General features: G+C 66.8%; 15 protein-coding genes. 14 read left to right on the forward strand and 1 reads right to left on the reverse strand.

All coding sequences use genetic code 11. The features are described 5' to 3' along the window. The first annotated feature begins 49 nt into the window (after positions 1-49). The 14 genes from ABFA30_RS22850 (at position 50) to ABFA30_RS22915 (ending at position 14942) form a co-directional block, all read left to right on the forward strand. The gene (locus tag ABFA30_RS22850) at positions 50-1105 is read left to right on the forward strand and encodes a GlxA family transcriptional regulator (protein ID WP_225787914.1); all 1056 of its coding nucleotides are present in this window, start codon (positions 50-52) and stop codon (positions 1103-1105) included. Positions 1106-1380: 275 nt separating this feature from the next. Beyond that, the gene (locus ABFA30_RS22855; RefSeq protein WP_225787913.1) at positions 1381-2343 is read left to right on the forward strand and encodes an AraC family transcriptional regulator; all 963 of its coding nucleotides are present in this window, start codon (positions 1381-1383) and stop codon (positions 2341-2343) included. A 147-nt stretch (positions 2344-2490) separates the two neighbouring features. Beyond that, positions 2491-3849 carry a benzoate 1,2-dioxygenase large subunit gene (gene benA / locus ABFA30_RS22860; protein ID WP_225787912.1) on the forward strand — a complete coding sequence of 453 codons (1359 nt, stop codon included), beginning with the start codon at positions 2491-2493 and terminating at the stop codon, positions 3847-3849. After that, a complete protein-coding gene (gene benB / locus ABFA30_RS22865; RefSeq protein ID WP_253090830.1) occupies positions 3846-4334 on the forward strand; it encodes a benzoate 1,2-dioxygenase small subunit in 489 nt (162 codons plus the stop codon). The genes benA and benB overlap by 4 nt, the downstream gene beginning before the upstream one ends. A gap of 73 nt (positions 4335-4407) precedes the next feature. Beyond that, positions 4408-5421 (forward strand): benzoate 1,2-dioxygenase electron transfer component BenC, encoded by a 1014-nt coding sequence (gene benC / locus ABFA30_RS22870; RefSeq protein WP_225787910.1) that lies wholly within the window; start codon positions 4408-4410, stop codon positions 5419-5421. A 230-nt stretch (positions 5422-5651) separates the two neighbouring features. Next, positions 5652-6413, forward strand: a complete 762-nt coding sequence (locus tag ABFA30_RS22875; RefSeq protein WP_410045994.1) for a 1,6-dihydroxycyclohexa-2,4-diene-1-carboxylate dehydrogenase — start codon at positions 5652-5654, stop codon at positions 6411-6413. 56 nt (positions 6414-6469) lie between these two features. Beyond that, complete coding sequence (locus tag ABFA30_RS22880) at positions 6470-7798, forward strand: MFS transporter (RefSeq protein WP_225787908.1); 1329 nt, start codon at positions 6470-6472, stop codon at positions 7796-7798. Between the two features lie 28 nt (positions 7799-7826). Then, positions 7827-8948, forward strand: coding sequence for a muconate cycloisomerase family protein (locus ABFA30_RS22885; RefSeq protein ID WP_410045995.1), 1122 nt, complete (start codon positions 7827-7829; stop codon positions 8946-8948). Between the two features lie 28 nt (positions 8949-8976). After that, positions 8977-9267: a muconolactone Delta-isomerase gene (gene catC, locus ABFA30_RS22890; RefSeq protein WP_225787906.1), complete on the forward strand. Its 291-nt coding sequence runs from the start codon at positions 8977-8979 to the stop codon at positions 9265-9267. 40 nt (positions 9268-9307) lie between these two features. After that, positions 9308-10234: a catechol 1,2-dioxygenase gene (gene catA / locus ABFA30_RS22895; RefSeq protein WP_225787905.1), complete on the forward strand. Its 927-nt coding sequence runs from the start codon at positions 9308-9310 to the stop codon at positions 10232-10234. A 185-nt stretch (positions 10235-10419) separates the two neighbouring features. Further along, positions 10420-11619 carry a benzoate/H(+) symporter BenE family transporter gene (locus tag ABFA30_RS22900; protein ID WP_253101395.1) on the forward strand — a complete coding sequence of 400 codons (1200 nt, stop codon included), beginning with the start codon at positions 10420-10422 and terminating at the stop codon, positions 11617-11619. A 75-nt stretch (positions 11620-11694) separates the two neighbouring features. Further along, on the forward strand, positions 11695-12945 hold the full coding sequence (locus ABFA30_RS22905) for an OprD family porin (protein ID WP_253101398.1): 1251 nt from the start codon (positions 11695-11697) through the stop codon (positions 12943-12945). A 207-nt stretch (positions 12946-13152) separates the two neighbouring features. Further along, positions 13153-14235, forward strand: a complete 1083-nt coding sequence (locus ABFA30_RS22910) for a metal-dependent hydrolase (protein ID WP_410045996.1) — start codon at positions 13153-13155, stop codon at positions 14233-14235. Next, positions 14235-14942 (forward strand): TraX family protein, encoded by a 708-nt coding sequence (locus tag ABFA30_RS22915; RefSeq protein ID WP_410045997.1) that lies wholly within the window; start codon positions 14235-14237, stop codon positions 14940-14942. The genes ABFA30_RS22910 and ABFA30_RS22915 overlap by 1 nt, the downstream gene beginning before the upstream one ends. A gap of 53 nt (positions 14943-14995) precedes the next feature. Here ABFA30_RS22915 and ABFA30_RS22920 read toward each other — a convergent pair whose 3' ends face one another. Further along, on the reverse strand, positions 14996-16006 hold the full coding sequence (locus tag ABFA30_RS22920; RefSeq protein WP_225787900.1) for an aldo/keto reductase: 1011 nt from the start codon (positions 16004-16006) through the stop codon (positions 14996-14998). Positions 16007-16157 lie beyond the last annotated feature (151 nt).

Genomic DNA, 16157 nt, shown 5'->3' on the forward strand with positions numbered 1-16157 from the left:
CCCACCCGCCCTGGCCTGGCCGGGGCACCGGCTGCCTGTGAGTCGAGCCATGAGTCATTTCGAAAGCGTCCTGAAGAACACCAACCTGGCCCACCTGGATCCGTCTGGCCGCACGGCGCTGTCGCAGCCGTGCCGGCGGGTGGCCTTCGTCCTGCGCGAGCACTTCTCCATGATGGCCTTCACCGCTGCCATGGACACCCTGGTGACCGCCAACCTGATGAGCGCCACGCCGTTGTTCCAGATCCAGGTGGTGGGCGAGGGCAGCCAGGTCATGAGCGACCTGGGGCTGGCCTTGCCGGTCAACACGCCGCTGGCCGAGCTCGATGTGCAGGGGCTGGACATCCTGCTGGTGTGCGGTGGTTTCCGGGTGCGCCTGGAGAACGATCCGTTGTTGCGTGGCAAGCTACGCCAGGCCGACCAGCAAGGCTGCCTGCTCGGTGGCCTGTGGAACGGGGCCTACTTCCTGGCCGAGGCCGGCCTGCTCAATGACCATGAATGCGCCTTCCACCCCGATGGCCGGGCGATGATGAACGAGCTGTTCCCGCATGTGCGGGTCAGCCGGCTGGCCCATGTGCTGGATCGCAAGCGCATGAGTTGTGCCGGCGCCAGCAGTGCCCTGGACATGATGCTCGGGCTGCTCGAACACAGCGGGGGCGAGCTGCTGCGCCGGGCCGTGGAGCAGATGCTGGCCTGCGACCGTTCACGGGTGCAGGCCAGCCTGCCGGCGGCCGCGCCGGACATCGACCCGACCTTGCCGCGCGGTGTGCGCCTGGCCCTTGAACTGATGCATGCCAATATCGAGGACCCTATCTGCATCGACGAGATCGCCCGCCATGCCGGGCTTTCCCGGCGTCACCTGGAGCGCCTGTTCCGCCGCCATGTCCAGGCCACGCCGCCGCGCTACTACCTGGAGCTGCGCCTGACCCATGCGCGGCAGTTGCTGCAGCACACCAGCAAGTCGCTGACCGAAGTGGCGGTGGCCAGCGGGTTCGTCAGCTTCCCGCATTTCTACCGGCGTTTTCGTGAGCTGTTCTCCATCGCGCCACGGCAGTTCCGGGCTCGCAGCCAGGGTTGGGCGGTTCGTCAGGACATGGCGGCGCATTGAGCTTGTTGGGGTCAGCTTGCCCATCTGGATTCAAAATTTGTCCGATAATCGCCCGGCTACCCGTCCAGCCCTGTCCGCTATCCGCACGACCTTTCCTTGGTCGCATTGCCTGGCTCTCGGCTTTTTGCTTAGTGTGTGCAAGCATCGCCGGTGGTCGCCTGAGCCCTGAATTCCCCCGCCGGCCCGATAGAATGACCGTGAACGACCGCGACCACAGGCCCTCGCGCCCGTAGGAAGCGGCGACCAGAACAATAACGAAGCCGAGTGCCTTGCCTATGGAAAGCCGCCTGTTGAGCGAGCGCAGCAGCGTGTTCCATCACGCCGACCCCTATGCCGTTTCCGACTACGTCAACCGGCATGTGGGCCAGCATTGCATCGGCCTGTCCCGAAGCACCCACCCCCAGGCCAGCCTGAGCCATCGCAAGTTCGCCGACCTCGACCTGTGCCGCATCAGCTACGGCGGCAGCGTGCGCGTCACCTCGCCGGCGTTGGAGACCATCTACCACCTGCAAGTGCTGCTCAACGGCAATTGCCTGTGGCGCGGGCACCAGCGCGAGCACCACCTGGTGCCGGGCGAACTGCTGCTGATCAACCCGGACGACCCGGTCGACCTGACCTACTCGGAAGATTGCGAGAAGTTCATCCTCAAGGTGCCGACCCGCCTGCTCGAGTCGATCTGCGACGAGCAGCGCTGGCAGCGACCCAGCGCAGGCGTACGCTTCTTGCGCAATCACTACCGGCTGGAGGAGCTGGACGGTTTCGTCAGCCTGCTGGCGATGATCTGCCACGAGGCCGAGGTGAGCGATTCGCTGCCGCGGGTGCAGGGGCACTACAGCCAGATCGTCGCCAGCAAGCTGCTGACCCTGCTGACCACCAACGTCCGCCGTGAATGCCTCGGTACGCCGGGGGCCAGCCTGGAGCGAATCCTCGAGCACATCGAGCACAACCTGAAGCTGGAGATGTCCGCCGAAGGCTTGGCCGAGCAGGCGTGCATGAGCGTGCGCTCGTTGTACGCGCTGTTCGACCGGCACCTGGGGACCACCCCCAGGCAGTACATTCGCCAGCGCAAGCTGGAGCAGGTGCACGCCTGCCTGAGCGATGCCAGCTGCGCGGTGCGCAGCGTGACCGAGTTGGCGATGGACTATGGCTTCCTGCACCTGGGGCGGTTTTCCGAGAGCTACCGGCAGCAGTTCGGCGAGTTGCCCTCCGAGACCTTGCGGCGTCGCACGGGCGCCTGATCCAGGGGCCGCTTTGCGGCCCCGATACACCCAGGCGCCCAACCTGCCTGCACAAATCGGATAGCACTCTGCACGATCCGGATATTGCCCCATCCCGGCACACCCTAACCTGACCTGGCCTGAACAATAACAATGGAGACCCTGGCCATGTCCCTGGGATTCGATTACCTCAATGCCTTGCTCGAGGATGACCGGGAAAAAGGTGTCTATCGCTGCAAGCGAGAGATGTTCACCGACCCGCGCCTGTTCGAACTCGAGATGAAGCACATCTTCGAGGGCAACTGGATCTACCTGGCCCACGAAAGCCAGATCCCCGAGAAGAACGACTTCCTCACCCTGACCATGGGGCGCCAGCCGATCTTCATCGCGCGCAACAAGGACGGGGAGCTCAATGCCTTCCTCAATGCCTGCAGCCACCGCGGCGCCATGCTGTGCCGGCACAAGCGCGGCAACCGTTCGAGCTATACCTGCCCGTTCCATGGCTGGACCTTCAACAACAGCGGCAAGCTGCTCAAGGTCAAGGACCCGAGCAACGCCGGCTACCCCGACAGCTTCAACTGCGACGGCTCCCACGACCTGACCAAGGTCGCCCGCTTCGAGTCCTATCGCGGCTTCCTGTTCGGCAGCCTCAACCCCGATGTCAAACCCCTGGTCGAACACCTGGGCGAGTCGGCGAAGATCATCGACATGATCGTCGACCAGTCGCCGGAAGGCCTGGAAGTGCTGCGCGGCGCCAGCTCCTACATCTACGAAGGCAACTGGAAGCTCACCGCCGAGAACGGCGCCGATGGCTACCACGTCAGTTCCGTGCACTGGAACTACGCCGCCACCCAGAACCAGCGCAAGCAGCGCGAGGCTGGGGAACAGATCAAGACCATGAGTGCCGGCGCCTGGGCCAAGCAGGGTGGCGGCTTCTATTCCTTCGACCATGGCCACCTGCTGCTGTGGACCCGCTGGGCCAACCCCGAGGACCGTCCGGCGTATGAGCGACGTGATGAGCTAGCCGCCGATTTCGGCCAGGCCCGCGCCGACTGGATGATCGAGAATTCGCGCAACCTGTGCCTGTACCCCAACGTCTACCTGATGGATCAGTTCAGCTCGCAGATCCGCATCGCCCGGCCTATTTCGGTGAACAAGACCGAGATCACCATCTACTGCATCGCCCCCAAGGGCGAGAGTGCCGAGGCCCGGGCCAGGCGTATCCGCCAGTACGAGGACTTCTTCAACGTCAGCGGCATGGCCACCCCGGATGACCTGGAGGAGTTCCGCTCCTGCCAGACCGGCTATGGCGCCGGTGCCGGCTGGAACGACATGTCCCGTGGCGCGGCCCACTGGGTCGAAGGCGCCGACGAGGCCGCCCGCGAGATCGAGCTCAAGCCGCTGCTGTCGGGCGTACGCACCGAGGACGAGGGCCTGTTCGTGCTGCAGCACAAGTACTGGCAGGAGACCATGATCAAGGCCCTTGAGCAGGAACAGCGCCTGATCCCCGTGGAGGCCGTGCAATGACCAGCACCTATGAAACCGTGCGCGACTTCCTCTACCGCGAGGCGCGCTACCTGGACGATGCCCAGTGGGACCTGTGGCTGGAGCTGTACGCTGCCGACGCGACCTTCTGGATGCCGTCCTGGGACGATGACGACCGCCTCACCGAAGACCCGCAGAGCGAGATCTCGCTGATCTGGTACGGCAACCGTGGCGGCCTGGAGGACCGGGTGTTCCGCATCAAGACCGAGCGCTCCAGCGCCACCGTCCCGGACACCCGCACCTCCCACAACATCAGCAACATCGAGATCGTCGAGCAGCGCGATGGCCAGTGCCAGGTGCGGTTCAACTGGCACACCCTGAGCTTTCGCTACAAGACCACCGACAGCTACTTCGGCACCAGCTTCTACACCCTCGACCTGCGGGGCGAAGACCTGCGGATCCTGGCCAAGAAGGTGGTCCTGAAGAACGACTACGTGCGTCAGGTCATCGACATCTACCACATCTGACACCAGGCCAAGGCGAGGGTCGCCCGGTGTGCCGCATGGCGCACCGTGGCCAGGCTCGCCCCGGAGGTACGCCATGAGCTTCCAGATCGCATTGAATTTCGAAGACGGGGTGACCCGTTTCATCCAGGCCGAAGGCCACGAGAGCGTGGCCGACGCCGCCTACCGCCAGGGCATCAACATCCCCCTGGACTGCCGCGACGGCGCCTGCGGCACCTGCAAGTGCCAGGCCGAGGCCGGGCGCTATGACCTGGGCGACAACTTCATCGAGGACGCCTTGAGCGAGCAAGAGATCGCCCAGGGCTACGTGCTGACCTGCCAGATGCGCGCGATGAGCGACTGCGTGGTGCGCATTCCGGCCTCGTCGCAGCTGTGCAAGGCCGAGCAGGCCAGCTTCGAGGCGGCCATCAGCGAGGTACGCCAGTTGTCCGAGAGCACCATCGCCCTGTCGATCAAGGGCGAGTCCCTGAGCCGCCTGGCGTTCCTGCCGGGCCAGTACGTCAACCTGCAGGTGCCGGGCAGCGACCAGAGCCGTGCTTATTCCTTCAGCTCGCTGCAGAAGGACGGCGAGGTCAGCTTCCTGATCCGCAACGTGCCCGGCGGCTTGATGAGCCACTTCCTCACCAGCCTGGCCAAGGCCGGCGACAGCCTGACCCTGGCAGGGCCGCTGGGCAGCTTCTACCTGCGCCCGATCCAGCGGCCGCTGTTGCTGCTGGCCGGCGGCACGGGCCTGGCGCCGTTCACGGCGATGCTGGAGAAGATCGCCGAGCAGGGCTCGGAGCATCCCCTGCACCTGATCTACGGCGTCACCAACGACTTCGACCTGGTCGAGATGGAGCGCCTCCAGGCCCTGGCCGCGCGCATCCCCAACTTCACCTTCAGCGCCTGCGTGGCCAACCCGGACAGCCAGTACCCGCAGAAGGGCTACGTGACCCAGCACATCGAGCCGCGCCACCTCAACGACGGCGATGTCGACGTGTACCTGTGCGGGCCACCGCCGATGGTCGAGGCGGTCAGCCAGTACATCCGCGAACAGGGCATCACCCCGGCCAACTTCTACTACGAAAAGTTCGCCGCCGCGGCAGCCTGAGACTTCACGGGGCTGCCCGCATCGTGCGGGTGAGGGCGGCCTCCTTTTTATTCCTGGCGACTGGCGAGGGCGTTGCCCCCGATCGCAGGCAGCCAGCTCCCACATTTCGAGGCATGCGCTGTACCTGTGGGAGCAACTGCTTGCGGCGAATGGGCCGGTAGCCGCAACCCAAGCCCACGGGCCTGAAGGGGCTCGTGGCGGGTTCGACAACCCAATGGTGGGAGAGAACGATGGATAGCAGATTCCAAGGCAAGGTCGCCCTGGTCACCGGCGCCGCGCAGGGTATCGGCCGAGGCGTGTGCTGGCGGCTCAAGGCCGAGGGCGCGCAGGTGGTGGCGGTGGACCGCTCCGAACTGGTCCACGAGCTGGCCGGGGAAGGCGTGCTGACCCTTACCGCCGACCTCGAGCAATACGCCGACTGCACCCGGGTCATGGCCACGGCCGTGGCGACCTTCGGCTGCCTCGACATCCTGGTCAACAACGTCGGCGGCACGATCTGGGCCAAGCCCTTCGAGCATTACGAGGTGGCGCAGATCGAGGCCGAAGTGCGCCGCTCGCTGTTCCCCACCCTGTGGTGCTGCCACGCGGCGCTGCCCTACATGCTCGAGCGCGGCAGCGGCGCCATCGTCAACGTCTCGTCCATCGCCACCCGAGGGGTCAACCGCGTGCCCTACGGTGCGGCCAAGGGTGGGGTCAACGCGCTCACCGCGTGCCTGGCCTTCGAGACGGCCGGCCGTGGCATCCGGGTCAATGCCACCGCCCCAGGCGGCACCGAGGCACCGCCCCGGCGCATTCTGCGCAACAGCAGCGAGCAGAGCGAGCAGGAAAAGGGCTGGTACCAGCAGATCGTCGACCAGACCGTCTCCAGCAGCCTGATGAAACGCTACGGGAGCATCGACGAACAGGTCGGCGCGATCCTCTTCCTGGCCTCCGACGAGGCCTCCTACATCACCGGCGTGACCCTGCCGGTAGGCGGCGGCGACCTCGGCTGAGCGCCGCCTTCGGGCAAGGTTTTCCTCACACAACAAAAACAAGAGAGACAGATGCCATGCGAACCCTCGACGTCCACCCGATCATCGACAATGCCCGCTTCACCCCGTTTCACTGGATGGTCATGGCCTGGTGCGGCCTGCTGCTGGTCTTCGACGGCTACGACCTGTTCATCTACGGCGTGGTGCTGCCGGTGATCATGAAAGAGTGGGGCCTGACCCCGCTGCAGGCCGGCGCCCTGGGCAGCTACGCGCTGTTCGGCATGATGTTCGGCGCCCTGGTCTTCGGCAGCCTGGCCGACCGCATCGGGCGCAAGAAGGGCATCGCCATCTGCTTCGCCCTGTTCTCCGGGGCGACCATCCTCAACGGCTTCGCCAGCACCCCCGGTGAGTTCGGCGTGTACCGCTTCTTCGCCGGGCTCGGCTGCGGCGGGCTGATGCCCAACGCCGTGGCGCTGATGAACGAGTACGCGCCCAAGCGCCTGCGCAGCACCCTGGTGGCCATCATGTTCAGCGGCTACTCGTTGGGCGGCATGCTCTCGGCGGGCATCGGGATCTACCTGCTGCCACGCTTCGGTTGGGAGTCGATGTTCTTCGCCGCCGCGCTGCCACTGCTGCTGTTGCCGGTGATCCTCTACTACCTGCCGGAATCCATCGGCTTCCTGGTGCGCCAGGGCCGTACGGAGCAAGCGCGTGCACTGCTCAAGCGCCTGGACCCCGACTGCGACGTGCGGCCCGATGACGTGCTGCAGGCACCGGAGCGCAAGGGCAAGGGGGCCTCGGTGCTGGCGCTGTTGCGCGACGGCCTGGCGGTGCGCACCCTGGCCCTGTGGCTGGCGTTTTTCTGCTGCCTGCTGATGGTCTATGCGCTCAGCTCCTGGCTGCCCAAGCTGATGGCCAACGCCGGCTACAGCCTGGGGTCGAGCCTGTCGTTCCTGCTGGCGCTGAACTTCGGCGGCATGGCCGGGGCGATCCTCGGTGGCTGGCTGGGCGACCGCTACAACCTGGTCAAGGTCAAGGTGGCGTTCTTCCTCGGCGCGGCGCTGTCGATCAGCCTGCTGGGCGTCAACAGCCCGATGCCGGTGCTGTACCTGCTGATCTTCGTCGCCGGGGCCACCACCATCGGCACGCAGATCCTGCTCTATGCCGGCGCCGCCCAGCTCTATGGCCTGTCGGTACGCTCCACCGGCCTTGGCTGGGCCTCCGGCATCGGCCGCAACGGCGCCATCGTCGGCCCGCTGCTCGGTGGCGCGCTGATGGGCATCAACCTGCCGCTGCAACTGAACTTCATCGCCTTCGCCATCCCTGGCGCGGTCGCCGCGCTGGCCATGGCCGTGCACCTGGCCAGCGGCCGGCGCCAAGGCCTGCTGGCCGCCGGCCAGGCGTGACCCTCAACTGACTGAACTGGAGCCTTGCATGACAAGCCCGACCATCGACCGGCTGGAGGCGATCATCGTCGACCTGCCGACCATCCGCCCCCACAAGCTGGCCATGCACACGATGCAGCAGCAGACCCTGGTGATCCTGCGCCTGCGCTGCAGCGACGGCGTCGAGGGCATCGGCGAGGCCACTACCATTGGCGGGCTGGCCTACGGTTACGAAAGCCCCGAGGGGATCAAGGCCAATATCGATGCCCACCTGGCGCCCGCGCTGCTGGGCATGGCGGCGGACAACATCAACGCCGCGATGCTCAAGCTGGACAAGATCGCCAAGGGCAACACGTTCGCCAAGTCTGGCATCGAGAGCGCCTTGCTCGATGCCCAAGGCAAGCGCCTGGGCCTGCCGGTCAGCGAACTGCTCGGTGGCCGGGTGCGCGACAGCCTGGACGTGGCCTGGACCCTGGCCAGCGGCGACACCACCCGGGACATCGCCGAGGCCGAGCAGATGCTCGAGGCACGCCGCCATCGCATCTTCAAGCTGAAGATCGGCGCCAACCCGCTGGATCACGACCTCAAGCACGTGGTGGCGATCAAGCGCGCCCTGGGCGAGCGGGCCAGCGTGCGGGTCGACGTCAACCAGTACTGGGACGAGTCCCAGGCGATCCGCGCCTGCCAGGTGCTGGGCGACAACGGCATCGACCTGATCGAGCAACCCATCTCGCGCATCAATCGCGCCGGCCAGGTGCGCCTGAACCAGCGCAGCCCGGCGCCGATCATGGCCGACGAGTCGATCGAGAGCGTCGAGGATGCCTTCAGCCTGGCGGCCGACGGCGCGGCGAGCATCTTCGCCTTGAAGATCGCCAAGAACGGCGGCCCGCGTGCCGTGCTGCGCACCGCGCAGATCGCCGAGGCGGCCGGCATCGCCCTGTACGGCGGGACCATGCTCGAAGGCTCGATCGGCACCCTGGCCTCGGCCCATGCCTTCCTCACCCTGCGCCAGCTGACCTGGGGCACCGAGCTGTTCGGGCCGCTGCTGCTGACCGAGGAAATCGTCAGCCAGGCGCCGGTCTACCGCGACTTCCAGCTCCACGTGCCACGCACGCCGGGCCTGGGCCTGGCCCTGGACGAAGCGCGCCTGGTCCGTTTCGCCCGGCGCTGAACCTGACTTGCCTAGAAGGAGAAGCACCATGCTGTTCCACGTGAAGATGACCGTGAGACTGCCGGTCGACATGGACCCGGCCAAGGCCGCGCAACTGAAGGCCGACGAGAAGGCGCTGGCCCAGCGCCTGCAGCGCGAGGGCACCTGGCGCCACCTGTGGCGCATCGCCGGGCACTACGCCAACTACAGCGTGTTCGACCTGCCCAGCGTCGAGGCCCTGCACGACACCCTGATGCAGTTGCCGCTGTTCCCCTACATGGATATCGAGGTGCACGGCCTGTGCCGCCACCCCTCGTCGATCCACGCCGACGACCGCTGACCCACCCGCTACGCACAAGAACAACACGAGGTACGCCATCATGACCGTGAAGATTTCCCACACTGCCGAGGTCCAGAAGTTCTTCGAAGAAGTCGCCGGCTTCGGCAACGACGACGGCAACCCGCGCCTCAAGCGCATCATCCAGCGCGTGCTGCAGGACACCGCCCGCCTGATCGAGGACCTGGAGGTCAGCGAGGACGAGTTCTGGCATGCCGTCGACTACCTCAACCGTCTGGGCGGGCGCGGCGAGGCCGGGCTGCTGGTGGCTGGCCTTGGTATCGAGCACTTGCTCGACCTGCTGCAGGATGCCAAGGATGCCCAGGCCGGCCTCACCGGCGGCACCCCGCGCACCATCGAAGGCCCACTGTACGTGGCCGGCGCGCCGATTGCCCAAGGCGAGGTGCGCATGGACGACGGCAGCGAGGAGGGCGTGGCCACGGTGATGTTCCTCGAAGGCCAGGTGCTCGATCCCCAGGGCCAGCCGCTGGCCGGGGCCACGGTCGATTTGTGGCATGCCAACACCCGTGGCACCTACTCGTTCTTCGACCAGAGCCAGTCCGAGTACAACCTGCGCCGGCGCATCGTCACCGATGCCGAGGGCCGCTACCGTGCGCGCACCATCGTGCCCTCGGGCTACGGCTGCGACCCGCAGGGCCCGACCCAGGAGTGCCTGGACCTGCTCGGCCGCCACGGCCAGCGCCCGGCCCATGTGCACTTCTTCATCTCGGCGCCGGGGCACCGGCACCTGACCACCCAGATCAACCTGTCTGGCGACAAGTACCTGTGGGACGACTTCGCCTACGCCACCCGCGATGGCTTGGTGGGCGAGGTGGTGTTCCGCGAGGACGGGGCGCGGGGGATCGCCGGGCGCTATGCCGAGCTGACGTTCGACTTCCAGCTGCAGAAGGCGCCCGACAGCGATGCCGAGCAGCGCAGCAACCGGCCGCGAGCGTTGCAAGAGGGCTGAGGGCGCAGGGGCTGCCTCGCAGCCCCTTCACGGCGGCGCTCCCACACGGCCTTGCCGTGGTCGACTCGGGCCCTGTGGGAGCGGGCTTGCCCGCGAATCGAGGGCCAAGCCCTCGCCATGCCGGCCCCCCTGACAACAAGCGCCCGCCACCCAAGGCCGGGCCCCGATGTCTCACGCGAGGTCCCATGAAAGACCTGTTCAAGGACTGCTCCCTGTCCGCCATCGTCGCCGGCATGATCGCCACGATGATCTCCTACGCCGGCCCCCTGGTGATCATTTTCCACGCTGCCGAGGCCGCGGGCCTGTCCCAGGGGCTGCTGTCGTCCTGGGTGTGGGCGGTGTCGATGGGCAGCGCCGTGCTCGGCGCACTGCTCAGCCTGCGCTACCGGGTGCCGGTGGTGATCGCCTGGTCGATCCCCGGCTCCGCGCTGCTGGTCACGGCCTTGCCCCAGCTTGGCCTGGAGCAGGCCATCGGCGCTTATCTGGCGGCCAACCTGGTGCTGCTGCTGATCGGTATCAGCGGCGCCTTCGACCGCATCATCGCCCGCCTGCCGGGCTCCATTGCCGCCGGCATGCAGGCCGGCATCCTGTTCAGCTTCGGTATTGAGGTGTTCCGGGCCTTGCCGGCACAGCCGGCGCTGGTGCTGGCGATGTTCGTCACCTACGTGCTGATGCGCAGGCTCCGGCCGCGCTACGCGGTGGCCACTGTGCTGCTGGTCGGTGCGGCGGTCACCCTGGCCAGCGGGCAACTGCGCAGCGAAGCCCTGGTGCTGGAATTGGCCTCGCCGCAATTCATCGCCCCGCAGTTCAGCCTGTCGGCGCTGTTCAGCCTGGGTCTGCCCCTGGTGCTGGTCGCCCTGACCGGGCAGTTCATGCCGGGCATGGCGGTGCTGCGCAACGCCGGCTACCAGACCTCGGCCAGCCCGCTGATCAGCGCCAGCGCCGTGGGCGGCGCCTTGCTCGCGCCGTTCGGCTGCCATGGGCTGAACCTCGCGGCGGTCACCGCCAGCCTGTGCACCGGCCGCGAGGCCCACGAGGACCCGCGGCGGCGCTATGTCGCGGCCGTCGCCGGCAGTGTGCTGTACCTGTTGCTGGGCATTGCCGGGGCCACCTTGATGTCGTTGTTCGCCGCATTCCCCGCCGCCTTGGTCGCCGCCCTGGCCGGCCTTGCCTTGTACGGCGCCATCAGCGAGGCCCTGGCCCGCAGCCTGGCCGAACCGCAAGAGCGCGATGCGGGCCTGTTCACCTTCCTGGTGACGGCCTCGGGCGTCTCCTTCCTTGGCCTGTCGGCAGCATTCTGGGGCTTGCTGTTCGGCCTGGCGGCCCATGCGCTGCTGCGCCTGCGCCGCCCCCAACCCCAGGCGGCCTTGCGCCGTAGCCCTTAGGAGGAACCCACCAACCGCCACCTTCGCGTTCCCAGCACCTTACTCACAATAACAAGATCCAAAGAGAGCTTCGGAATGAACCACACCCCTTGCGTCGCCCTGGGCGTCACCTTGCTCAGCCAACCCCTGCTGGCCGCCGAAGGCGGCTTCTTCGAGGATGCCAAGGCCAGCCTGAGCGCCCGTCACTACTACTTCAGCCGTGACTATTCCGACATCGTCGGGGCCAATCCGCAGTCGAAGACCGAGGAGTGGGCCCAGGGCTTCATCCTCGACTTCAAGTCCGGCTACACCCCGGGCACCCTGGGCGTCGGCGTGGATGCCCTGGGCCTTCTGGGCATCAAGCTCGACAGCAGCCCCGACCGGGCCAACAGCGGCCTGTTGCCGGTGCATGGCGATGGCCGCGCCGCCGACGAGTACAGCCGCCTGGCACCGACCTTCAAGGCGCGGCTGTCGAAGACCGAACTGCGCATCGGCGAGCTGCAGCCCAACCTGCCGGTGCTGACCTTCAGCGACATCCGCCTGCTGCCGCCGACCTACCAGGGGGCGAGCATCCGTTCCACCGAGCTGGACGGCCTGACCGTGCAGGCTGGCCACCTGAAGTCCTCGCACCTGCGCAACGAGGGGGGCGACGGCAAGATGAGCGCCATGCTCGGCCATGTCCCCATGCGCCAGGCCGAGAGCGACGCCTTCAACTATGCGGGCGGCGACTATGCCTTCAATGGCGAGCGGAGCAGCGTCAGCCTGTGGTACGGGCAATTGGAGGATATCTACCGGCAGGGCTTCGTCGGCTTCAAGCACAGCGAGCCTGTGGGGGATTGGCTGCTCAGCGCCAATCTGGGGTACTTCACCGCGCGCGAAGAGGGCGATGCCCTGCTGGGCGACATCGACAACCAGGCGTTCTTCTCGCTGTTCACGGCCAAGCACGGCGGGCACAGCTTCCATGTCGGCTACCAGGGCATGTATGGCGACAGCCCGTTCCCGCGAGTGTTCGCCAACATCACGCCGCTGGGCAACGAGGTGCCGACCTATGAATTCGCCTATACCGACGAACGCTCGTACCAGGTGCGCTATGACTACAACTTCGCAGCCCTGGGTATCCCCGGGCTGACCGCGACCGTGCGCTACATCACCGGCGACAATGTCGACACCGGGCTGGGCTACGAAGGCAAGGACCGGGAGCGGGACATCGACATCGGCTATGCGGTACAGGATGGGATGTTCAAGGGGCTCGGCATTCGGGTGAGAAATGCCATGGCGCGGTCGAACTACCGCACCGACATCGACGAGAACCGCTTGATCCTGGTCTATACCTGGCAGCTGTTCTGAGGGGGCGGCGCAGCTGCAAGCTTCAAGCTACAAGCTACAAGCTACAAGCTACAAGCTACAAGCTACAAGCTACAAGCGGCAAGAAAAGCGGGATCTGCGCGGGCCAGCTTTTTTCTTGCAGCTTGAAGCTTGCCAGGCGATTGGATTTGCACTGCCCACCGCGATGCAGGTAGGTTCCCGAAAACATCTGCTTCAGGGACCTGAACCGTGGACTCACTGACTCAAGCCGTACTCGGCGCCGCCCTGCAGGGCTCGGTCCTGGGCCGTATCCAGGGCCGCCGTTCGCTGCTCTACGGCGCTGCCCTGGGCACGTTGCCCGACCTCGACGTAGTGATCCGCTATGCCGACCCCGTGTCGCAGATGACCTACCACCGGGGTTTCTCCCATTCGGTCTTCGTCCTCACCGCCCTGGCCCTGTTGCTGGCCTGGCTGGTCGAGCGGATCGGGCGCAGGCGCTGGCCGCACAAGGGCTACACCTTGCCCAGGCTGTTCCTGGCGTTCTGGCTGGTGCTGGTCACCCACCCGATCCTCGACGCTTTCACCGTCTACGGCACCCAGTTGTTCTGGCCGCTGCACTCGATCCCCGAGAGCTGGGCCGCGGTGTTCATCATCGACCCGCTGTACACCGTGCCGCTGCTGGCCGCCGTCGCCTATGCCGGCATCAGGGGCATGGCGGGGAGGGCGATCCCGCTGCTGACGGCGGCCTTGCTGTTCAGTACCGCCTACCTGGGCTTCGGCCTGGCCGGGCGCATGGCCGCCGAGCAACGCTTCGAACTCGCGCTCGAACACCGTGGGATCGCCATCACCGAGCTGCGCGCCGTGCCCATCGCCTTCAACAGCCTGGTCTGGCGGGTGCTGGCCAAGACCCCGGACGGCGACTACTACGAAGGCGTGAGCAGCTGGTTCGACCGCGAGCCGCCGGAAATGCAGCGCCAGCCGCTCAACCTGGCGCTGGCCAAGGCGCTGCAGGGTGAGCCCCTGCACGAGCGCCTGCGCTGGTTCACCGGCGACTGGCTGCGCTACGACGTGGTCGGCGACGCCCTGGTGGTGAGCGACCTGCGCATGGGCATCCCCGGCAACTACACCTTCCGCTTCGACATGGCCCACCGCGATGGGCAAGGGCGCTGGGCAGCCGTCACGCCGTCGCTGTGGCTCGGCGCCGGGGCCGGCTCGATGCTCAATGCCCACGACCTGGCGCTGATCTGGCGACGCATCCTCGAGCAGCAACCGCCGCTGCCCCTGGCCGCCTGGAGCGACAAATACCTGGGGCAGGGGGCGGACGCCCATTGATGCGCTCGGCAGGGCTGGACCTGGTCAAGTGGACGGCGATCCTGACCATGGTCGCCGACCACCTGCGCTTTCTCTGGCCGGCCGCCGAGGGCCTGTTCGTCCTCGGGCGGCTGGCCTTTCCGCTGTTCTGCCTGGCCATCGCCGTCAATGTCGGGCGCAGCCGCAGCGGGGCCTTGTTCACCCGTGGCAATGCTCGCTACCTGGGCTGGCTGCTGGTGTTCGCGGTGCTCTGCGAAGGCCCCTACCGCTGGCTGGACAACGGCTCGCAGACCTTCAGCGTGATCCCCACCCTGGCGCTGGGCCTGCTGGTCGCCTGGGGCGTGCACCATCCCCAGGCGTTGGCGCGCCTGGGCGGGATCGCCGCGGCGTTGCTCGCCGCCCTGGCCAGCGAGCGCCTGATGTACGGTGTGCCCGGTGTGCTATTGCCGGGCGCCTGCCTGATCGCGCGTAGCCGGGGTGGGGCGAGCTGGCTGTTGCCCTGCCTGCTGGCCATGGCTGGCAACCTGACCAACAGCTGGTTGCGCGACCACCTCCTGCACCCCACGACCTTGCTGGTCTTGGCCATCGCCGCCGTGGCGCTCCCGCTGGGGGGCTGGCTACTGCGCCGTGACGACTGGCGTATCGTGCCGGTGGGGCGCTGGGGCTATGCCTTCTACCCGCTGCACCTGCTGGCGATCAAAGGCTTGCAGGGGCTGATCCAGGCATAAACGCTTGCAATCGGCCGATGCCAGGTTGGGGCCGCTTCGCGGCCCCGAGCGACTCACTGGCGCGGCAGTCGCCCTGTCACGAAATGCGCCACGTCGTTGAAACCTGGCGTGGAGGCATGCCCCGGCGTCACCAGCGAATCGATGAAGGCCTCGTCCTCGGCGGTGATCGCCACGTCCAGCGCGCCTGCGTAGGTGTTCCATTGCGCTTCGGTACGCGGCCCGACGATGGCCGAGCTGACCAGTTGGTTGTTCAGCACCCAGGCGATGGCGAACTCGACGATGCCAACCCCCTTGGCCTGGGTGTAGGCCTGGATCTTCTGGGCGATGGCCAGCGATTCCTGGCGCCACTCCACCTCCATGATGCGCTTGTCCTGGCGGCCGGCGCGGCTGCTGGCGTCCGGCACCGCCCCGGGGGCGTACTTGCCGCTGAGCACGCCGCGGGCCAACGGGCTGAACGGCACCACGCCGAGGCCGTGGTACGCGGCTGCGGTCAACTGTTCTGGTTCGGCCTGGCGGTTGACGATGTTGTACAGCGGCTGGCTCACCACCGGCTTGGCCACGCCCAGGCGCTCGGCCAGGTTGCACAGTTCGGCGATGCGCCAGCCCCGGAAGTTGGACACGCCCCAATAGCGGATCTTGCCTTGCTGCAGCAAGTCGCCCATGGCCCGCACGGTTTCCTCCAGCGGCACCTTGTGGTCTTCGCGGTGCAGGTAGTAGATGTCCAGGTAGTCCAGGCCCATGCGTGTCAACGACGCCTCGATGGCGTTGAACAGGTGCTTGCGCGAAAGGCCGCTGCGGTTGGGTATCCCTTCCACCGGGCCATAGCCGGCCTTGGACGCCACGATCCAGTCCTGGCGGTGACGGGCCACCGCCTCGCCGACGATCTCCTCGGAGCGGCCACCGTTGTATACGTCGGCGGTGTCGATGAAGTTGATGCCCTGGTCCCAGGCCTTGTCGATGATGCGCAGGGCGTCCTCGGTGCTGGTCTGCTCGCCGAACATCATGCTGCCGAGGGTGAGGGCCGAGACCTGGAGGCCACTTTGGCCGAGGGGGCGGTAGATCATGGAGAGGGTCCTTTTCTTGCCGTGAGGGATCTGGACTGTTTTACACAGGTCCCCCACGGTTTGAAAGGGTATGGGACGTGGGCTGCTGTGTATCGAGTCTGCGTAGCGGCGGGATAGCGCCTGGCTTTTGATATGGAGTAAGGGGGAGCGG

It is taken from the genome of Pseudomonas sp. HLMP (assembly GCF_046365545.1).
GTDB classification, from domain to species: Bacteria; Pseudomonadota; Gammaproteobacteria; order Pseudomonadales; family Pseudomonadaceae; genus Aquipseudomonas; species Aquipseudomonas guariconensis_B.